The sequence below is a fragment of the Pantoea sp. Ae19-2 genome, from assembly GCF_059801205.1.
Window position 1 is genome coordinate 91686 of record NZ_JBCHWE010000001.1, and the last position, 19624, is coordinate 111309.

General features: G+C 56.4%; 16 protein-coding genes. 14 read left to right on the plus strand and 2 right to left on the minus strand.

What is annotated here, in order from left to right; all coding sequences use genetic code 11:
* The first annotated feature begins 255 nt into the window (after positions 1-255).
* From AAIE03_RS00435 to AAIE03_RS00460, 6 genes are all read left to right on the plus strand, one after another.
* Positions 256-858 (plus strand): cupin domain-containing protein, encoded by a 603-nt coding sequence (locus AAIE03_RS00435; RefSeq protein WP_013027187.1) that lies wholly within the window; start codon positions 256-258, stop codon positions 856-858.
* Between the two features lie 335 nt (positions 859-1193).
* Positions 1194-2900 (plus strand): bifunctional ornithine lipid synthase OlsF, encoded by a 1707-nt coding sequence (gene olsF, locus AAIE03_RS00440; RefSeq protein WP_013027186.1) that lies wholly within the window; start codon positions 1194-1196, stop codon positions 2898-2900.
* A 74-nt stretch (positions 2901-2974) separates the two neighbouring features.
* Positions 2975-4042 carry an ABC transporter ATP-binding protein gene (locus tag AAIE03_RS00445; protein ID WP_498562687.1) on the plus strand — a complete coding sequence of 356 codons (1068 nt, stop codon included), beginning with the start codon at positions 2975-2977 and terminating at the stop codon, positions 4040-4042.
* Between the two features lie 15 nt (positions 4043-4057).
* Positions 4058-5059: an ABC transporter substrate-binding protein gene (locus AAIE03_RS00450; RefSeq protein WP_014594596.1), complete on the plus strand. Its 1002-nt coding sequence runs from the start codon at positions 4058-4060 to the stop codon at positions 5057-5059.
* 2 nt (positions 5060-5061) lie between these two features.
* Positions 5062-6804, plus strand: coding sequence for an ABC transporter permease (locus AAIE03_RS00455; RefSeq protein WP_498562688.1), 1743 nt, complete (start codon positions 5062-5064; stop codon positions 6802-6804).
* Positions 6792-7880: an MBL fold metallo-hydrolase gene (locus tag AAIE03_RS00460; RefSeq protein WP_498562689.1), complete on the plus strand. Its 1089-nt coding sequence runs from the start codon at positions 6792-6794 to the stop codon at positions 7878-7880. The genes AAIE03_RS00455 and AAIE03_RS00460 overlap by 13 nt, the downstream gene beginning before the upstream one ends.
* 5 nt (positions 7881-7885) lie before the next feature.
* Here AAIE03_RS00460 and AAIE03_RS00465 read toward each other — a convergent pair whose 3' ends face one another.
* The gene (locus AAIE03_RS00465) at positions 7886-8950 is read right to left on the minus strand and encodes a LacI family DNA-binding transcriptional regulator (RefSeq protein WP_498562690.1); all 1065 of its coding nucleotides are present in this window, start codon (positions 8948-8950) and stop codon (positions 7886-7888) included.
* Positions 8951-9170: 220 nt separating this feature from the next.
* On the opposite strand from AAIE03_RS00465, the gene AAIE03_RS00470 reads away from it, so the two are divergent.
* The gene (locus tag AAIE03_RS00470; protein ID WP_013027180.1) at positions 9171-10481 is read left to right on the plus strand and encodes an MFS transporter; all 1311 of its coding nucleotides are present in this window, start codon (positions 9171-9173) and stop codon (positions 10479-10481) included.
* Between the two features lie 10 nt (positions 10482-10491).
* Positions 10492-12855: a glycoside hydrolase family 31 protein gene (locus tag AAIE03_RS00475; protein WP_498562691.1), complete on the plus strand. Its 2364-nt coding sequence runs from the start codon at positions 10492-10494 to the stop codon at positions 12853-12855.
* A gap of 49 nt (positions 12856-12904) precedes the next feature.
* Here the strand turns inward: AAIE03_RS00475 and ftnA are convergent, their stop codons facing one another.
* Positions 12905-13411: a non-heme ferritin gene (ftnA, locus tag AAIE03_RS00480; protein ID WP_013027178.1), complete on the minus strand. Its 507-nt coding sequence runs from the start codon at positions 13409-13411 to the stop codon at positions 12905-12907.
* A gap of 414 nt (positions 13412-13825) precedes the next feature.
* Here ftnA and AAIE03_RS00485 point away from each other — a divergent pair, with 414 nt between their 5' ends.
* The 6 genes from AAIE03_RS00485 to AAIE03_RS00510 all read left to right on the plus strand — a co-directional run bounded on the left by AAIE03_RS00485 (position 13826) and on the right by AAIE03_RS00510 (position 19547).
* Positions 13826-14425, plus strand: coding sequence for a pentapeptide repeat-containing protein (locus AAIE03_RS00485; protein WP_014605062.1), 600 nt, complete (start codon positions 13826-13828; stop codon positions 14423-14425).
* Between the two features lie 345 nt (positions 14426-14770).
* Positions 14771-16357, plus strand: coding sequence for a peptide chain release factor 3 (gene prfC, locus AAIE03_RS00490; RefSeq protein WP_014594591.1), 1587 nt, complete (start codon positions 14771-14773; stop codon positions 16355-16357).
* Positions 16358-16612: 255 nt separating this feature from the next.
* A complete protein-coding gene (gene osmY / locus AAIE03_RS00495; protein WP_014605063.1) occupies positions 16613-17227 on the plus strand; it encodes a molecular chaperone OsmY in 615 nt (204 codons plus the stop codon).
* Between the two features lie 99 nt (positions 17228-17326).
* Positions 17327-17488 (plus strand): DUF1328 domain-containing protein, encoded by a 162-nt coding sequence (locus AAIE03_RS00500; RefSeq protein WP_003848537.1) that lies wholly within the window; start codon positions 17327-17329, stop codon positions 17486-17488.
* Between the two features lie 239 nt (positions 17489-17727).
* The gene (locus tag AAIE03_RS00505; protein WP_498562692.1) at positions 17728-18777 is read left to right on the plus strand and encodes a patatin-like phospholipase family protein; all 1050 of its coding nucleotides are present in this window, start codon (positions 17728-17730) and stop codon (positions 18775-18777) included.
* Positions 18774-19547 carry a metal-dependent hydrolase gene (locus AAIE03_RS00510; protein ID WP_014594588.1) on the plus strand — a complete coding sequence of 258 codons (774 nt, stop codon included), beginning with the start codon at positions 18774-18776 and terminating at the stop codon, positions 19545-19547. The genes AAIE03_RS00505 and AAIE03_RS00510 overlap by 4 nt, the downstream gene beginning before the upstream one ends.
* Positions 19548-19624 lie beyond the last annotated feature (77 nt).

Below are 19624 nucleotides of genomic sequence, written 5' to 3' on the forward strand. Positions count from 1 at the left end.
TTTTCTGGCGGTATTGGTCTTCATCTTCGCGCTGACGGCGGCAAAAAAGCGGGCGGTTCAGCGGGCAACGGTGGCCGCCGCACCGTTTACAGATTAATCCTACCAGATAAAAAAGACTTAGCGGGTTAAGGAGATATTGTTAACAACTAATTTGGCTTTGGTTAGCGAGTTAGAGTGATTATGTAAATTGTGATGTATAGCGCACATTCCAACCCTGCGACCTTTGTCACACTAAAGAAAAAAAGGAGACATTGTATGACTGCCCAAACTTCCAGTCTGATGTTGCTGATGTCTTTCGCAGCAGGCACATTTTCAGCTGGGGCATCAAATAACCCACAACATTTAATGTTCGCCAGCCCGTCTGCCGGTGTACCAAACAATCCGCTGCCGCTCATTATCTGGCCACGCGTGGTGCCGGAGGACGAAGAGAATATCGCCACCTGGTTCGAGGAAACCTTTGAAAAAAATGGCTGGCCGCCTGACTGGCGCGATCAGTTGTTTCCCTATATGCACTACCATCCCAATACGCATGAGCTTCTTGGCGTCGCTGAAGGCTGGGCGGAAGTGCTGTTTGGGGGCGACAGTGGCCGCATGATTACCCTGCGGGCAGGGGATGCCGTGCTGATCCCTGCGGGTGTCGGGCATCGACAGGTTTCCGCCAGCGAAGATTTCCTGGCGGTAGGTGCCTATCCTGAAGGGCTGAAGCCTGAAATTCTGCGCGATGAAATCGGCCAGCTCAAACTGTCCCAGGAAAAAGTGAAAAAAGTCCCGTTGCCAAAACGGGATCCCTTTACGGGTAAAGCGGGCGCGATGACCGAGATCTGGACCCCGGTTGCCGCCATGATGCACAACCCGTAGCGCGCACAGGGACCGGCTGCCCAAAAGGGATGAAGACGTGGCTGCAGAGGTTTGGCAGCGGCAACCGGCCCCGCTGCCTCCTACTGAGAGGCGGCCAGGAGACGTTAGCGCCTTTATAGCAACCAGTATTAAGATTTTTCATATCCCGGCGCCGCGCCGAGCCGGCGAAATATCCTGTCTTATCTTGCTGTTTTTCCTGATGAAAACCTGTTTAGGCGCTCATGTGCCGCTGACCGCGCCAACAAATTTGCCTGCCGACCTGCCGTAATTCATAAAAGTGCAAACAATGCGACTTACTTTCGCTGTATCTCCGGGACAGGCACGAAAGGTTAACTATGTTTTCAGTCGATCAGGTCATTGAACGTTTCTGGCCGAACCAGCGTCCTGCCAACTGGCAGAAACGGATATTGAAGTGGATTCTACGTGAAGATGAATTCCAGCGCTTTGCCGCGCGCTATCCCCACCTGAAAGGGCTGGATATGGTCGAGCAGGTACTGGAACATCTTGACGTCCGTTGCGAACTTAGCGAGCGCGATCTGGAGCAGATCCCATCGCACGGACCGGTGGTGATCGTGGCGAACCATCCACTGGGTACCATCGACGGCATGGCGTTACTGCATGCGATATCTCAGGTTCGCCGCGACGTGAAAATCGTGGCGAACCGGCTAATTATGCTGCTGGAACCGCTCAACAGCCTGATGTTACCCGTCGACAATATCGGTAACCGCACCAACCGCCAGCAGCTGCAGCACATGCAACAGCACCTGAGCAATCAGGGCGTCCTGATTATCTTCCCGGCGGGCGAAGTGTCCCGCCTGACCAGCGCCGGCGTGCGCGATCGCGAATGGCATCACAGCTTTCTGCGCCTGGCCGCGAAAGCGCGCGCGCCGCTGGTACCGGTGCATGTCGAAGGTCGAAACAGCTCACTGTTCTATGCCACCGCGAAAGTCGCACCGTCCGTGGCGATGCTGATGCTGGTGCGTGAAATGTTTAAACAACGCGGGATGCGCATCAAACTGCGTATCGGCGCGCAGATCCCCTTCGCGCACTGGCACGATGGCCATACGCCCGGCAAAGAGCTGGCAAAGCGCGTGCGAAAACATGTTTACCGCCTGGGGCAGGGCAAAAAAGGGCTCTTCCAGACAGAATCCGCCATCGCGCTGGCGGAAGATCGTGCCGAACTGAAAAAGGCTCTGCTGCAAAGCGAGTTGCTGGGCAATACGCCTGACGGCAAGAAGATCTATCTGTGGCGGCGTAACGGGGCGACCTGGGTGCCGATACTGCGTGAACTGGGACGGCTGCGTGAGATTGCCTTTCGTGCCGTCGGTGAGGGCAGCGGTCGCCGACGGGATCTCGACAGCTACGATGATGACTACTATCACCTGATTCTGTGGGACGACGCAGAGCTGGAAATCGTCGGGGCTTACCGGTTTATCCCCGGTGGCGAACAGCTGGAACGACGCGGCATGGAAGGCCTCTATAGTCACAGCCTGTTCCATTACGACGAACGCATGATCCCTATTCTTCGTCAGGGCATTGAACTGGGCCGCAGCTTTATTCAGCCCGCCTACTGGGGTAAACGCGGGCTGGACTATCTCTGGCTTGGCATCGGGGCTTACGTGGCCAGATATCCCGAGGTGCGCTATCTGTTCGGACCGGTTTCCATCTCTGGCACTATGCCGCTGGCGGCGCGCGATTTGCTGGTCGCGTTCTATCGGATCTATTTCCCAACGGACTTTCCGCTGGCGACCTCGCGCTGTCCTTATCCGGCCTCTCTGCCTGCCGTACTGGCCCAGTTTAGCGGCAATGATTACAAAGAGGATCTTCAGCGGCTGAAGCAGCTGCTCAGTAACCTCGGCGTCGCCATCCCCACGCTCTACAAACAGTATTGCGAAGTCTATGAGCCAGGCGGGGTGCAGTTTATTGATTTCGGCAGCGACCCGGACTTTAACAACTGTATTGATGGGCTGGTTCTGGCGGATTTAACCAAAATCAAGCCATCGCGCTACGAGCGCTACGTGGCGGTCCATCTGCCGAAGTAGCCCGGTGTCACGGTCCTGTCATCAAACTGTCGTAACGTCTTGCACAAAACGTACACGGCAAAGGCGACATCAACATGGCCGCAATTTCACTCTCCGGGCTGAATAAAGCCTTCGCGGCGCAGCCGGTCCTTGAGGCGGTATCGCTGGAGATCCAGCAGGGTGAGTTTATCGCCGTGCTGGGCCCCTCCGGCTGCGGCAAAACGACCTTACTCAGGTTAATCGCCGGATTTGAAACGCTGGATCGCGGCGAGATCTGGGTGGACGACACGTTGTTTGCCTCCCCGGATTTTCATCTGCCTCCCGAAAACCGCGATCTTGGCGTGGTGTTTCAAAACTACGCGCTGTGGCCGCATATGACGGTGGCTGAAAACGTAGGCTATAGCCTGAAAGTCAGCGGCGTAAACCGTGCCGATCGGGAAGAACGTATCCCGCAGGCCCTGGCGCTGGTCGACCTGCTGGCCTTTGCCGATCGCCGCCCGGCCGATCTGTCCGGCGGTCAGCGTCAACGCGTAGCCCTGGCCCGCTGCCTGGTGGCAAAGCCCCGGCTGGTCCTGCTTGACGAACCTCTGGCTAACCTTGACGTGCATTTGCGTGCCGCCATGGAAGAGGAGTTTCGCCGTTTTCACCGTCACAGCGGGGCCACCTTAATTTATATCACCCACGATCAGCGCGAAGCGATGGCGCTGGCCGATCGCGTTGTGGTGCTGAATGCGGGGCAGGTCATGCAGTTTGCTTCACCACAAACCCTGTGGCGTGAGCCCGCCAATGAGATGGTCGCCACCTTTATTGATGAGGGGCGCGTGCTGCCGGTAAAAGAGATTGAACCGACAGGCCAGGGGCAGGCATCGGTGATGCTGTTTGGTACACGGATGCGGTTGCGCTGTGCCGCGCATCAGACAGCCTTGCCGCAGGGTAAAGCCAGCTTTCATCGGGCCAGTTTCCGCCTGGCGGCTGACGAAACCGGCCATTTCACCGCCAGGGTTGAACGCCTGATTTACCGCGGCGGCCATTACGACATCCATCTGTCTCCACAGGCAGAGCCTGAGGTTTCCATCACGCTGGCCCTTGACGATGTCTCTGCTCTCAGGGTTAACGACACCGTAAATATTGCCGTGACTGACGGCTGGATTCTTCCCGCATAAAGGACTTCAGACAGTATGAAAAAACTCATGCTTACCTCGGTTACATCTCTGCTCTTCACGGCTGCGCTGGCAGGCCCCACGCTGGCGCTGGCGGCAGACAAGCCTGCCGGCAAGCTGGTGGTCTACACCTCGCAGGCACCGGAAATTGCGCAGCAAACCATGGACGCGTTCAAAGCGGCCTATCCCGGTATTCAGGTGGAATGGACGCGCAACGGCACCACGCAGTTAATGAACGTGCTGCACACGGAAATGATGAGCGGCAAGGTGAAGCCCGACGTGCTGTTGGTTGCCGACGCCATCAACCTTGGCGCACTGAAGAAAGAGAAGCAGCTCTATGCGTATCAGGATGCGCCCGTCGATCACTTGAAACCCGCCTTTTATGACCGGGATAAAACCTTTTTTGGCACCAAAATTATCGCCACCGTGATTGCCTACAACACGCAGCGCGCTAAACCCGTTAACAGCTGGAAAGCCCTGCTAAACGCGGACAACAAAGGGCAAATTGCCATGCCCAGTCCGCTTTACTCCGGGGCTGCCTTGTATAAGCTGCACACGGATATCACGACGCCTGACATCGGCTGGAACTTCTATAAACAGCTGGCGGCGCTGGGCATCGCGCCGCAGGGCGGTAACGGACCTGCGTTAAAAGCCGTAGCGAGTGGACTGGATAAATATGGTGTGATTACCGATGCCGACATTATCCGGGCCAAAAAGCAGGGATCGCCCATCGACCTGGTCTATCCCGAAGAGGGCGTGTCTTACGTCACGGAACCCGTCGCCATTATGAAATCGGTGCATAACCTGCCTGCCGCGAAAGCCTTTGTGGATTTCCTGCTGTCAGAGCCGGGACAGAAACTGGTGGTTCAGCAGGGTAACCGGCCGGTCGATGACCGCATTGCCGCGCCTGAAGGCTTTGTTCCGGTAGACCAGATCAAACTGCTGACCCCGGACGTGGAGAAGGCGGTGGCCGATGATGCGCAGGTGCGGGAACAGTTTACCGCGCTGTTCGGTGGCTGAGAATGAGCGTGCTGAGTAACGACTGTCAGCCTCGCCGGGTGCATCGCACGCGCTGGCGTTTTCGCGCTGAACCCTGGGTGCTAGGGCTGCTGGTGCTGACGATCGGGCTGCTGTCCGTGGCGCCTTTTACCCGGCTGATCTGGACAGCGATAGCCCCGCAGGGCGTACCGGATTTGACACGGCTGACGCAGCTGTTGATCAGCCGCCGGGTACTCAGCGCCACGTTAACGACCTTAAGCATCGGGCTGAGCGCCACCCTGTTGTCGCTGTTGCTTGGCACGCTCGCCGCCTGGCTGGTTGCGCTGAGCGATATGCGCGCTAAAGCAGCCTGGGTCTTCGCCTTTATCTTACCCTTGATGATTCCGCCACAGGTGACGGCACTTGCCTGGCTGCAGGCGCTGGCGCCAGGCAGCCTGCTGGCATCGCTGTTTCAGCTGCTGGGTTTACCCTGGTTCGCGCCGGGTGAACAACCGCTCTATTCATGGGGCGGAATCGTGCTGCTGCTGGGCCTGCACAATGCGCCGCTGGTGTTCCTGACGGTGCGTGCCGGGCTTCGCCGTTTACCGGCAGAACTGGTGGAAGCCGCGCAGATTAGCGGCGCTTCGCACGGGCAAATCCTGCGCACCATTATTTTACCGCTGGCGCGTCCCGCCATCTTCGCGGGCGCAGCGCTGGCATTTGTGGCAAGCGTGGGTAATTTTGGTATTCAGGCGATGCTGGGCATTCCGGCACGCCTGTCGACCTTAATTACGCTTGTCTATCAGCAACTTAACGCCATTGGCCCCGGTGCGCTGCCGGATACGGCCGTCTATTCTTTGCTGATTGCGCTGATCACCTTAACCGGCATGATGTTGAGCGGCTGGCTGGGCGGACGGCGTGATGTTCGCGTGAGTGGCTCGCCGCGCCCGTTTCAGCAACCGCTTAACCGCGGGCGGCTGCCCACGGAGGTGATGGCCTGGCTGTGGATGGCGGCTACGCTCATCATGCCGGTCAGCGCGCTGCTGACCAGTGCGCTGACGCGCGGCTTTGGTCAGGCCTTGACGTGGCAGACCCTGACGCTGGAAAACTTTTACCAGGCGCTGTGGGGCTATCCCGCAATACGCCATGCTTTCGCGACCAGCCTGTGGCTCACCTCGCTGGCGACGCTGATGCTCACGGTCATGGCGCTGTTTCTGGCTTTCTTCCTGAGCTGGCGACGCACGCGACTGGTGCGCGGCCTGTGGTTTGCCAGCGAGCTGACTTATGCGCTGCCCGGTATCGTGACAGGCGTGGCGGCAATCCTGTTTTTTCTGCCGCCGCTTCCTGTGCTGGCGGTCTCGATTTACGGCACGGTCTGGATCATTCTCGCCGCCTATCTGTCCAACTTCCTGGCCTTAGTCTTGCGCCCCACGCTGGCGGGCTTCGCACAAATTGACCCCTCGCTGGATGAGGCCGCGCGTCTGTGTGGGGCGGGGTTTCTGCGCCGCATGGGCGATATTTTACTGCCGCTGGCGGCGCCGTCTGCGCTGGCGGGAAGCCTGTTGGTCTTTCTGACCGCGCTGAACGAAATTCAGGTCTCGGTGCTGCTGGTGACCTCCGATACGCAAACCCTTGGGCCAACCATTATCTTTCTTGATGAGGGCGGCTCTGCACCGCTGGCTGTCGCCGTAGGATGCCTGATGATTCTGGTTGTTCTGACCTTGATGTTGCTGGCGACGCGCCTGACGCGCGCGCTGCCGCAGGGAGTATTGCCATGGCAAGCCTGACCGTGGTGAGCGGCGTGGGGGGAAAGTTGCCCGCCGCTTTCCTGCTTGAGATTCAGGGATACCGCCTGTTGTGGGATCTGGGCGCGGGGCCGGAGCCCGGCGTAAGGCCGGATTTAGCGGTCACGGGGCACGTCGATGCCATCTGTCTGACCCATTCTCATGGCGACCATACAGGTGCACTCGACAGCTGGCAGGCGTTGGGATCGCCGCCGGTTTACGCCACGGAACTGACCTGGCAGCAGTTGGGAGAGTGCCCAGTACCTGCGCGATCGCGGCACGCATTGCCCTTACGCGGGCAGTGCGCGGTTGGCCCGCTTAATCTGTTTACCGGCCGGAGCGGCCACTCACCGGGATCCGTCTGGTTTCACCTGCCGGTCGCGGGCGGCATCACCTATATGGGCGACTGGAGTCGCGAATCACTGCTGCTGCCTTTTGACCGCCCACCACGGGCGCGCTGGTTGATTACCGATGCCTCTTACGGCGACCGTCATCAGCGGCTTAATCAGCAGGTTGACGCGCTGGTACAGGCTGCCCGCCACGGGGCGGTGGTCACGGCGCCGTTGCACGGCAGAGGCCCGGAGATGGCACTGCGGCTACGAGCAAAAGGGTTGCCGGTGGTGCTGTGCCCGCAGGTGCGGGAAGACGTGTCACAGCTGCTGGCGCAAAATGCGCTGCCGGCCGCCACGGCGCTGGCGTTGCTGCCGTTGCTGCGTGAGCCGACGCCTGCGCAATGGCGACCTGACAGCGTTATCGTCGCGGCCGATGCGGTGGCGAACAGCGGCCTGGCCGCCTTGCTGAGCCAGCGGCCCGAGTTCAACCTGATTTTTAGCAGTCATGTCGCTCGCGGCACGCGGGCCTTCGCGATGCTACAAAACGGCTCAGCGCAGTGGTTGCCCTGGAATGTCCATCCCCCGCTGGACGATCAACTGGCGTTGATCAAACACAGCGGAGCGGAACAGGTCATTCCCGCTTTTGTCGAGCCGGCATTGTGCCAGCAGTTAATCGCCCGCGCGTCTGCCACGCTCAGCTGGCAGCGTCACTTTACGCTGTCATCCCGCTGGGAAAGCTTTGCCTGATCGCATTAGCTGTAAAGCCCGTGCTGCTGCACCGGCGCACGACCCGGATTATCCCGGATGCGGCGTACCGAGTCGCGTACCACCAGCTTGCCGTTCAGCAGCAGATTACCGGGCGGCAGGTTTGGATCTAAACGCAGCGCCTGAAGCATTTTGACGGCGGCCTCGCCCAGCTCGTCTCGCGGAACCTGAACCGAGGTTAACGGGATCTCCTGCACGGTGGCCAGGTTGAAACCATCCATGCTCATCACGGACACATCTTCCGGCACCCGCAGGCCCGCTTGCTGTAACGCCTGCACCGTTCCGGCGGCAATATAATCGCCACTCGCCAGAATCGCCGTAGGGCGCTGCGCCTGCGGGCAGCGACGCAAATAGTCGCCCAGACAGGCGCTGGCTTCGCTGCTGCTAAAACTGTTGAGCGTAATCAGGTGCTGGCGGCTGTCGAAGCGCAGATTCATGGCATGCCAGGCATCGCGTACACCCTGAAGCCGCTGCTCCATGGTGTAACGCCGAAGGCAGTGCAGCGACAGAATTTGCCGATGGCCTTGTTCAAACAGATAGCGCGCGGAAAACTCGCCAATAAGCTGATGATCCGGCGACACCGAGGGCAGGCGCATTCGGCGGTCGCGGGCGTTGATCAGCACGCAGGGTTTGTTCATTTCGGCCGCCAACTGATGAATGTGTTCATCGTCGATACCGATCAACAGCGCGGCTTCCGTCTGCTGCATCTTGTCGATAAACAGCGCGGCATCGCTTTCCACTTCTTCCAGCGGGCAGTAGCGCAACCGCACATCGTGCGGTTTAACGGCTTCGCTGATCCCCTGGATCACCTTGTAATAAAAGATATCCGTGCGGATATCGAATGCCCGCGGTGGCGCAAATACCATCAGGTCATTAAGCAACAGCCGACCATGCTGAAGATTATCCAGCACGCCTTGCTGTTGGGCGATGCGTAACACTTTGTCGCGCGTGGCGGCGCGAATATTGGCTTTCCCGGCAAGGACGCGCGAAACCGTGCTGATCGACACGCCGCTCAGGGCAGCAATTTCGCTCACTTTTAAGCTTTGCTTCATTCTGTGATCGCCCTCAAATCTGCAAATGAAAAAATTTTCATAAGGTGCTGAATCGTGTCCCTGCTGGTCTGCAAGGGCATTTTTGTTATTTCCCGATAGTGCCATGAAAAGGGTTGCAAAAAATGGGCTGTACCCACGTTTTCGGCTTTTTTAAGGTCGGATCAGATAAACAGGCTCGCTGCGCGGCAACGCGTCAATCACTGGCTACAGGAGTTTCATCATGAGTCTCGACTCGACCACCCGCACTCACGCGTCGTCGCGCCCGCTGCGGATGATTAAAAATTTGCGCTGGTGGATGCTGGGCATGTTCCTGCTGGGCGTCACGGTGAATTACATCACCCGTAACTCCCTGGGGATTCTGGCACCGGAACTGAAAAGCACCCTGAATATGACCACGGAGCAGTATTCCTGGGTCGTGGCGGCTTTCCAACTGGCCTATACGCTGTTTCAGCCTGTGTGCGGCTGGTTAATCGATGTTATCGGTCTGAAAGTGGGCTTTTTGATCTGCGCCGTTATCTGGTCTGTCACCTGTCTGCTGCACGCCGGGGCAGGAAGCTGGCTGCATCTGGCGCTGTTACGTTTTGTGATGGGTGCATCAGAGGCGGCAGCCACGCCCGCGAATGCCAAGGCCATCGGGGAGTGGTTTCCAAAAAAGGAGCGGCCGGTAGCGGCAGGCTGGGCGGGCGTTGGCTTTTCCGTCGGCGCGATGCTGGCTCCGCCCATTATTTATATTGCGCATATCTCGTTTGGCTGGCAGGGCGCATTCCTGCTCACCGGCGGGCTGGGTTTGATCTGGGTGGCGCTCTGGTGGTGGGGTTATCACTCGCCTGAGCGCCATCCGCGCCTCTCGGATGAGGAGCGGGCATTTATTACCCAGGACAACGAAGTCATCGGCGAAAAGCTGCCGTTTTTCACTGCGATGAAAGTGATTGGGAAAGAGAAGAAGTTTTACGGAATCGCTATTCCGGCTTTTTTAGCCGAGCCCGCCTGGGCGGTCCTGAGCTTCTGGGTGCCGCTCTACCTGGCCAATGAACGCGGCATGGATCTGAAGCAGATCGTGATGTTCGCCTGGCTGCCGTTCCTGGCCGCTGACTTCGGCAGCGTCGCCAGCGGTTACCTGACAAAACTCTACGTGCGCTGGTTTGGCTGCTCCCGCGTGAACTCCATCGTCGCCAGTTCCGTCACCGGGGCCGCGCTGATGATCTCGCTGGCACTGATGACGCTGGTTAAAGATCCCTATCTTGCCATTGCCCTGATCTCCATCGGCGGTTTCGGCCACCAGGTGATTTCCTGCATGTTGAGCGCGCTGGTGGTTGAGCGTTTTGATCGCCGCCAGATGGCGACGGTCAACGGCATGCGCGGGTCCTGCGCCTGGATAGCCAGCTTTATTTTTTCACTGATTATCGGCGTTACCGCCGACACCATTGGCTTCAATCCCTTGTTTATTGCCATGGGCTTTTTTGATCTGATTGGCGCGGTTTTTCTGGTGATGTTTATTGCCGAACGCCGCCAACGTACTGCTAAACAGTGAGGGTAATCTCATGAAAACACTTAAGACATGGACGCTACATCAACAAACGCCGCATTTTGTCGAACTGAAAGTCGAGCAGCGTCACTTTTTACGGATTTACGTATTAGAAAACGGCCTGATGCGCGTGCTGCTGAAACGCGACGGGGAACTGGCGCTGAACCGCACCTGGAGCATTGCCCCGCAGGAGGATGTGCCCTGGGAGGGGCGCGACCGTGAATCGCTGGAAGGTTTTACGCTGCCCGCCTTTACCCTGCAACAGGAGGCGCAACAAATCCGTCTGGCCACGGACCGACTGCGGGTTACCGTGCATTATCCCCTTTGCCTCAGTTGGGAACATTTTGACGGCACCGACTGGCAGCCGCTGGCGGTCGATCGCCATACCGGGGCTTACCTGCTGAACATGCATGGCGATGGCGTGGAACATTATCAGCGTCGTCAGCCGCAGGATCGGGTTTACGGCCTGGGTGAAAAGAGCGGCGATCTCAACCGGGTCAATCGCCGTTTCGAAATGCGCAATCTGGATGCGATGGGCTATAACGCTGCCAGTACCGATCCGCTCTACAAACATATTCCTTTCACGCTGACCCAGCGTGACGGCGTCAGCTTCGGGCTGTTTTACGATAACCTCACCAGCAGCTGGCTGGACCTGGGGAATGAGTTAGATAATTATCATCTGCCTTATCGCCGTTACCGCGCAGAGGCGGGCGATCTGGATTACTACATGATGCTGGGCCCGACGCTGCTGGAGGTGACCAAAGCATTTGTTCGCCTCACCGGCCGGACGCTCTTTCAACCGAAGTGGAGCCTGGGCTACAGCGGTTCCACCATGCACTACACGGATGCGCCTGATGCGCAGCAACAGCTCCTGTCTTTTATTCAACTGTGCCGCGAGCATGAGATTCCCTGCGATTCGTTTCAACTGTCGTCGGGCTACACCTCCATCAATAACAAGCGCTACGTGTTCAACTGGAACTATGACAAGGTGCCGAATCCCAATGCCATGAGCGCCGCTTTCCATCAGGCCGGGATGAAGCTGGCGGCCAACATCAAGCCTTGCCTGTTACAGGATCATCCACGTTATAAAGAAGTGGCGGATCAGGGGCTGTTTATCCGCGATTCGGAACAGGATCGGCCTGAGCGTTCCGTATTCTGGGATGATGAAGGCTCGCATCTGGATTTCACCCATCCCCAAACGGTGGCGTGGTGGCAGCAAAACGTCACTGAGCAGTTGCTGAAAAAAGGGATCGATTCGACCTGGAACGATAATAACGAATATGAAGTCTGGGACGGCGAAGCACGCTGCTATGGCTTTGGCCAGCCCATTGCGATTAAGCACATCCGGCCGGTGATGCCGCTGCTGATGATGCGCGCCTCGATGGAGGCTCAGCAGCGCTTTGCCCCGGAAAAAAGGCCGTACCTGATTTCCCGTTCAGGCTGCGCAGGCATGCAGCGCTATGTGCAGACGTGGAGCGGGGATAACCGGACAAACTGGCAAACCCTGCGCTACAACATCCGTATGGGGTTGGGAATGAGTCTGTCAGGCCTGTTTAACGTCGGGCACGATGTGGGCGGGTTTGCCGGCGATAAACCGGATGCGGAGCTGTTTGTGCGCTGGGTACAGAATGGCGTGATGCACCCCCGTTTTACCATTCACTCATGGAATGACGATCACACTGTCAACGAGCCCTGGATGTATCCGGAAGCCACATCAATGATTCGTGAGGCTATTCGCCTGCGTTATCGCCTGATGCCGTATCTGTATACGCTGGCCTGGCAGGCCAGCGAGCAGGATGAGCCAATGCTGCGGCCAACCTTCCTCGATCACGAGCACGATCCGCGCACCTATGACGAGTGCGATGATTTCATGCTGGGGCGAGATTTGCTGGTGGCAAGCGTGGTTGAGCAGGGCGCCCGTCAGCGGCAGGTCTATCTGCCAGATAACGCCCACGGCTGGTATGACTGGCACAGCGGTAGCTGGCTGGCGGGTGGCCAGTCGGTAATGCTGGATGCGCCGCTGGATCGTCTGCCGTTACTGGTCCGTGCCGGTGCTGCCATTCCACTGGGAGAGTGTGAAAGTACCACCGATGCGCAGCGTGATAACGTACGGGAACTGCAGCTGTGGCCTGCGCCGGGCAATGCGACCACCTCCGGCGAACTGTTTGACGACGACGGAGAAACGCATGGCTGGCAGAAGGGCAATGCGCTTTGGCTGAGCTGGACGTTAACCAGCAGCGCGTCACGGTTGGAGCTGATCATTGAAAAGCGGGGAGATTATCAGCCAGCGTGGCGTGATATGGCGATTAGCTTACCGCCGGGCGAGAAGCGTCCGCTGTGGGTCAACGGGGAAATGACAACCTGTTACCGACTGGCGTAACCCAGAGCGCAAATCACACTACCGGCCCACCTGCGTGGGCCGGTTTATTTTAGGCGGAGTGGGTTTCGGTGCTCATGCGTCCAAGGTCTTTATCGACCAGGAACAGACCGTTACCGCTATCGCCAACCATCGCCAGTTTATCCAGCACGGTTTTAAACAGCTTCTCTTCTTCATGCTGTTCTGCAACATACCACTGCAGGAAGTTGAAGGTTGAATAGTCCTGCGTTGTCATCGCTGAGTGCGCCAGTTCATTGATTTTACTGGTAATCAGCTTCTCGTGATCCAGCGCCTGAATCAGCACTTCGTTCAGTGAATTGTAGGCAACGGGCGGTGCAGCAATGCTGCCCAGCACCGGCATAGCACCGGTATCGCTCAGATAGTCGAACAGGCGCTGCATGTGTTCCATCTCTTCACGCGAATGCATTTTCAGGAAGGACGCTGCGCCCTCATAGCCTTTATCGCTGCACCACGCACTCATTTGTAAATAGAGATTGGCGGAGAAAAATTCGAGGTTCAGCTGGTCGTTTAAACGTCCAGTCATTTCAGCAGTCAGCATGGCCGCGTCCTTTGAGTGTTAATAAATTAGTGGTGAATTATGCAACAGGCTGGTAACGAATGGGAAGCCTTTTATTGAAAAATTTTCAATTTATCTGGTTGATTTAAAAAGAATTATTTCAACTGTTGAATGCGAGCGATTATCATTGTGGTCAGCTTTTCGGGTCGCCAGTTGTCACTCCCTAAGCCGGTGCGCCTGGCTTCCGTGCGGCTTCCTTTACCGGCAGGTCAGGCTGGATGCGGCCTGGCAGGAAGGCAAGGGTGACCCGGCGATGAACTGGCTGCAGCGCATGCGCAAGAAATGCCTGACCAGAGATTTGTGAGGCAAGGCGTGAAGGTGAATCTTATGCGGGTTCATCGCGAAGAAATCGCATAAACTTTTCGTGAAATGCCACCGTTAACCCTCAGGGTGAATATGCAATCTGTCAAAAGCCATGCTGAATTTTACGACGTCCAGTTTTCAAAAGAAGATTTCACCGGTCTGACGATCGCTGAAACGCATTTTGAAGACTGCGAATTCAATAACGCCAACTTTACCTCTGCGGTGTTTTCGGCCTGCAAGTTCATCAACTGTGTGTTTAATCACTGCAATATGAGCCTGCTGAACCCATCCAATAGCCGCTTCTTTGGCGTTCACTTCAATGAGTGCAAGCTGACCGGCATTGACTGGACGACAGCCTACTGGCCCGATTTTTATCTGGATCACGAACTGCATTTTCAGAAATGTATTCTGGCCAGCGGCTCTTTTTTTGGGCTGCGGTTGCAGGGCTTAAAAATGGAGGCATGCAAACTGACAGAGGTGGATTTCAGGGAGTGCGATTTAACCGGCGCAACGCTCACCGAATCGGACCTGACGGGCAGTTTATTCAATCACACCGTGCTACGTGGCGCAGATCTCACAGAATCCTGGAATTACGCCATCAATATCTTCCATAACACGGTCGATAAAGCCAAATTTTCTCGCCTGGAAGCGGTTTGTTTGCTGGAAAGTCTGGGCATCGAACTCGTCGATTAGTCGAGGCCTGAGGAGTAGCCGCCCCCGCGAATACGCTTTATGGGGCAGGTTTCGTTCGGGGTAACGCCTGGCCACCCTGACGCGCTACCGGTGCGGCGGCCTGCCGTTTCTGACTGACGCCACTTTCTCTTCCGTACGCTGTAGGCCAATAGCACAAAATATTGTATGCTATGCCGCCTTAAAGTTGACCAGGTAACCGGAAGCACGCCAATGTAACTTTGCGCTCACCCCGCGACGACATAAAGTCGCATTTGGCACCGTTTATCCGCCGGTAAGGTTCTGCCGGCCACCGTGATTTATCTGCCGCGCCTGTTAGCGCGTGGCTACGTTGAGAAGAATTCACTCATGTCTAATCCCTTTTTAGAAGAGGTGGCACGCCGCCGCACCTTCGCGATTATCTCGCACCCGGATGCCGGTAAAACCACAATTACCGAAAAAGTCCTGCTGTTCGGACAGGCGATCCAGACCGCCGGTACGGTAAAAGGCCGCGGCTCCAACCAGCATGCGAAGTCTGACTGGATGGAGATGGAAAAGCAGCGTGGTATTTCAATCACGACGTCAGTTATGCAGTTTCCCTATCGTGACAGCCTGGTAAACCTGCTGGATACGCCGGGGCACGAAGACTTCTCTGAAGATACCTATCGTACGCTGACCGCCGTTGACTGCTGCCTGATGGTGATCGACGCAGCGAAAGGCGTTGAAGATCGTACCCGTAAGCTGATGGAAGTGACGCGCCTGCGCGATACGCCGATCCTGACCTTTATGAACAAACTCGACCGTGACATCCGCGATCCGATGGAACTGCTGGATGAAGTGGAAAGCGAGTTAAAAATCGCCTGTGCGCCCATCACATGGCCAATAGGCTGCGGTAAGTTGTTTAAAGGGGTTTATCACCTTTATAACGATGAAACTTATCTCTATCAGACCGGTAAAGGGCACACCATCCAGGAAGTGCGCATCGTTAAAGGCCTGAACAACCCAGACCTCGACGCGGCCGTCGGCGAAGAGCTGGCCGCACAGCTGCGTGAAGAGCTGGAGCTGGTGCAGGGCGCCTCGCACGAATTCGAAAAAGAGGCTTTCCTTAGCGGTCAGCTCTCTCCGGTGTTCTTTGGTACTGCGCTGGGTAACTTTGGCGTTGATCATATGCTGGATGGCCTGGTGGAGTGGGCGCCGCGCCCCATGCCGCGCCAGACCGATACCCGCCAGGTTGAGGCAAAAGAAGAGAAATTTACCGGTTTCGTGTTCAAGATTCAGGCTAACATGGATCCCAAGCACCGTGACCGCGTGGCGTTTATGCGCGTGGTATCAGGCCGTTATGAAAAAGGCATGAAGCTGCGCCAGGTGCGCACTGGCAAAGACGTCGTGATTTCTGATGCGTTAACCTTTATGGCGGGCGACCGTTCGCACGTAGAAGAAGCCTATCCGGGCGATATCATCGGCTTGCACAACCACGGCACGATTCAGATCGGCGACACCTTTACCCAGGGTGAGAACATGAAGTTCACCGGTATTCCGAACTTCGCGCCAGAACTGTTCCGCCGTATTCGCCTGCGCGATCCGCTGAAGCAAAAGCAACTGCTGAAAGGGCTGGTCCAGCTGTCGGAAGAGGGCGCGGTTCAGGTGTTCCGTCCGGTTCACAATAACGACCTGATTGTAGGAGCTGTTGGTGTCCTGCAGTTTGACGTGGTCGTCGCGCGTCTGAAAAGCGAATACAACGTTGAAGCCATCTATGAGGCGATTAACGTTTCTACGGCACGTTGGGTCGAGTGCAGCGATGCCAAAAAGTTCGAAGATTTCCAGCGTAAAAATGAGGTGAACCTCGCGCTGGATGGCGGTGATAACCTGACCTATATCGCTCCCACCATGGTGAATCTGAATATTACTCAGGAACGCTATCCTGATGTGACATTCCGTAAAACCCGCGAGCACTAATTCGTGCTTTCAGGGCCATTCCAGCACGGAATGGCCCTGTTTCAACGGATACAGAACCCTCCTAAAACGCGCCTTTTCCTCTCTTTTGACGCACGATCAACCAGTTACCCGAGCAAAACTCTAAATCCCGACTATGATTACTTCATCGGACGGTTTAAGAGACTTATTCTCCCCGCGTCCAGTGCCGCAGCAGCACTGTTTGCTGCTCTTGCGCCCACAGTTTTGGGCGAGTTAACAGATAGAAGGATGATATCGATGCACACAACTAAGATTACTAAAACATTGATGGCTGCGATGATCGGTACTGCTCTGCTGAGCGGAAGCGCATTTGCAGAGGAATCCGCGTCTCAGAAAGCCTCACAAACGGCTGACAGCGCCGGTGCAAAAATTGACAGCTCAATGAAGAAAGTGGGCGGCTTTATGGATGACAGCGCCGTGACGGCTAAAGCAAAAGCGGCCCTGGTTGATGACGACTCCATCAAAAGCACCGACATTTCTGTCAAAACCCATCAGGGCGTTGTTACCCTGAGCGGCTTTGTGACCTCACAAGATCAGGCTGAGAAAGCCGTGGCCGTGGTGAAAAAAGTTGAAGGCGTTAAATCAGTCAGCGACAAGCTGCACGTGAAAGACGCGAAAAAACAGTCAATGAAAGGTTATGCCGGTGACGCTGCTACAACCAGCGAAATTAAAGCTAAGCTATTAGCAGATGACATGGTTCCTTCACGTAACGTGAAAGTGGAAACCACCGACGGTGTGGTTCAGCTTTCAGGTGAAGTGGCGAATCAGGCACAGTCTGACCGTGCCGAAAGCATCGCTAAAGCTATCGAAGGCGTAAAAAGTGTTAAAAATGACCTGAAGGTCAAGTCTTAACACGACCCGGTGCGGCTTCTTCCGGAAGCCGCACTGATAAAAATACCCATCGTGGGATGAAACAAGCAGTTCAATATTAAAATGGTTAAGGAGAGGCTTATGTTTCGTTGGGGCATTATTTTTCTGGTGATCGCACTGATCGCTGCTGCATTAGGTTTTGGTGGCCTTGCCGGTACCGCAGCCTGGGCAGCTAAAGTCGTATTCGTGGTGGGTATTATTCTGTTCCTCATCAGCTTGTTCACTGGCCGTAAAAAGCTATAGCGATGACCCAGACTGTTTGATGCTGGCGTAGTCAGCATCAAACGGAGACCAGTTATTTGTGCGAATGTTATTGTGAGGCAAAGGATGCTTCATATTCGCAACGATGTGTTAAACGGCGCAACGCCAATAGCACAATTTATGGACAACGTAGCTGGTTCTCCGTGCTAGTATCCTTTCACAATTCTAATCCCTGCATTCCCTACATTTGCCTATCGGGAACCCAATCTGAGGTCGGTACATTGGGTATACGTATTCCCGTGACGCTCGGGGCGATTGAACCCCTTGCTCTCACACCTTTTAAAGCCAGGAAAATCGCCTTAGTGTGCGAGGGTGGCGGTCAACGCGGCATCTTCACCGCTGGCGTATTAGATGAGTTTCAGCGGGCTAAATTCAACCCTTTCCAGCTTTTGATTGGCACGTCTGCCGGGGCACAGAATCTGTCTGCCTTTGTCTGCGCGCAGCCGGGCTACGCGCGCCGGGTGATCACCCGCTATACGACCAGCAAGCAGTTTTTCGATCCGCTGCGTTTCTTACGCGGCGGCAATCTTATCGATCTCGACTGGTTAATCGACATCACCCGAAGCGAATTCCCCCTGGCGATGAGCAGTGCCGAAACCCTGTTTTCCAGCGGGCGCGAATTCTATATGTGTGCCTGCCGCAGTGATGACTATGCGCCCAGTTATTTTGCGCCCACCAGTGATAACTGGCTGGAAATTATTAAAGCTTCCAGTGCGATTCCGGGCTTTTATCGCCTGGGAGTGGATCTGGAAGGCATCAGCTATCTGGACGGTGGCGTCAGTGATGCCATTCCCGTGCGTGAGGCGGCCAAACGTGGCGCAGATACGATCGTGGTGATCCGTACCGTGCCCTCTCAGATGTTCGATACGCCACGCTGGATAACGCGTATGGAACGCTGGTTCAGCGGCGGTGCGCTGCAGCCGATGCTCACTATCCTGCATCATCATGAGCAGACTTATCGGGAAACGCAGCAGTTTATCGAGTCACCGCCAGGGGATTTACGCATCATTGAAATTTTCCCACCGCGCGTGCTGGCCAGTAACGCGTTAGGCAGCCGGATCGCCTCGCTTAACCAGGATTACCACCTGGGACGCCGCTGTGGCCGCTATTTTATGGCGACGCTGGGCCAGTGGCTGAGCGATGCCGAGCCGCAAACGGGGCTGGATATCGTTACGCCTGCCGCGCCGGTGGCGAATGAACCCAACAGTGGGGCGATCGTTACGCCGCTGGCGGGCAATGACGACGCCTGGAATGAAGGCTCGCTGGCATGAGGTTTGTGGATACCCATTGCCACTTTGATTTTCCGCCCTTCGTCGGACAGGCGGAGGAAAGTCTTGCCCGGGCCGCCCAGTCCGGCGTTGAAAAAATTATCGTGCCCTCGGTAGACGCGGGACGCTTTGCAACGGTCTGCCAGCTGGCTCACGCGCATCCCGCCCTTTATGCTGCGCTGGGGCTGCACCCGATTGTTATTGAACATCATCAGGAATCGCATCTTAGCGAGCTGGAAGCCCGGTTGATAAAGTCGCCCGCTAAGCTGGTAGCGTTAGGTGAGATCGGCCTGGATCTTTATCGGGACGATCCGCAGTTCGGCAAGCAGAAACATTTTCTGGATGCGCAGCTGAAGCTGGCTAAACGTTACGATCTGCCAGTGATCCTGCACTCGCGTCGAACGCACGATCAGCTGGCGCTGCATCTGCGCCGTCACGATCTCTCGCGCCGTGGCGTGGTTCATGGTTTTGCCGGTAGCCTGCAGCAGGCCCAGGCTTTTATCAAACTTGGTTATGCGATTGGCGTGGGCGGCACCATTACCTATCCGCGCGCCAGTAAAACCCGACAGACCATCGCACAGTTACCGCTTTCATCCTTGTTGCTGGAAACGGATGCCCCCGATATGCCGCTGAACGGTTTTCAGGGCCAGCCCAACCGACCAGAGCGCGCTTTTCAGGTGTGGCAGGTGCTGTGTGAGCTGCGTGAAGAAGCGCCAGAGGTCATTGCCGATGCGCTATGGCACAACAGCCACAGACTTTTTCGCCTTTCCTGATGTCGCCCGTTTACCCTTCTTCTCACAAAATGTTATAATAATAACATTCCCGTCGCGGGCTTATACGGGCTCCACTT

Bases quoted from the DNA above. Each gene is read 5' to 3' on its own strand.
- olsF (WP_013027186.1), top strand. From the start codon at position 1,194: ATGTTTTCAGTCGATCAGGTCATTGAACGTTTCTGGCCGAACCAGCGT.
- AAIE03_RS00475 (WP_498562691.1), top strand. From the start codon at position 10,492: ATGAAAACACTTAAGACATGGACGCTACATCAACAAACGCCGCATTTT.
- AAIE03_RS00485 (WP_014605062.1), top strand. From the start codon at position 13,826: ATGCAATCTGTCAAAAGCCATGCTGAATTTTACGACGTCCAGTTTTCA.
- AAIE03_RS00500 (WP_003848537.1), top strand. From the start codon at position 17,327: ATGTTTCGTTGGGGCATTATTTTTCTGGTGATCGCACTGATCGCTGCT.
- AAIE03_RS00435 (WP_013027187.1), top strand. From the start codon at position 256: ATGACTGCCCAAACTTCCAGTCTGATGTTGCTGATGTCTTTCGCAGCA.
- prfC (WP_014594591.1), top strand. From the start codon at position 14,771: ATGTCTAATCCCTTTTTAGAAGAGGTGGCACGCCGCCGCACCTTCGCG.
- AAIE03_RS00470 (WP_013027180.1), top strand. From the start codon at position 9,171: ATGAGTCTCGACTCGACCACCCGCACTCACGCGTCGTCGCGCCCGCTG.
- ftnA (WP_013027178.1), bottom strand. From the start codon at position 13,411: ATGCTGACTGCTGAAATGACTGGACGTTTAAACGACCAGCTGAACCTC.
- AAIE03_RS00510 (WP_014594588.1), top strand. From the start codon at position 18,774: ATGAGGTTTGTGGATACCCATTGCCACTTTGATTTTCCGCCCTTCGTC.
- AAIE03_RS00460 (WP_498562689.1), top strand. From the start codon at position 6,792: ATGGCAAGCCTGACCGTGGTGAGCGGCGTGGGGGGAAAGTTGCCCGCC.
- AAIE03_RS00445 (WP_498562687.1), top strand. From the start codon at position 2,975: ATGGCCGCAATTTCACTCTCCGGGCTGAATAAAGCCTTCGCGGCGCAG.
- AAIE03_RS00450 (WP_014594596.1), top strand. From the start codon at position 4,058: ATGAAAAAACTCATGCTTACCTCGGTTACATCTCTGCTCTTCACGGCT.
- AAIE03_RS00455 (WP_498562688.1), top strand. From the start codon at position 5,062: ATGAGCGTGCTGAGTAACGACTGTCAGCCTCGCCGGGTGCATCGCACG.
- AAIE03_RS00465 (WP_498562690.1), bottom strand. From the start codon at position 8,950: ATGAAGCAAAGCTTAAAAGTGAGCGAAATTGCTGCCCTGAGCGGCGTG.
- osmY (WP_014605063.1), top strand. From the start codon at position 16,613: ATGCACACAACTAAGATTACTAAAACATTGATGGCTGCGATGATCGGT.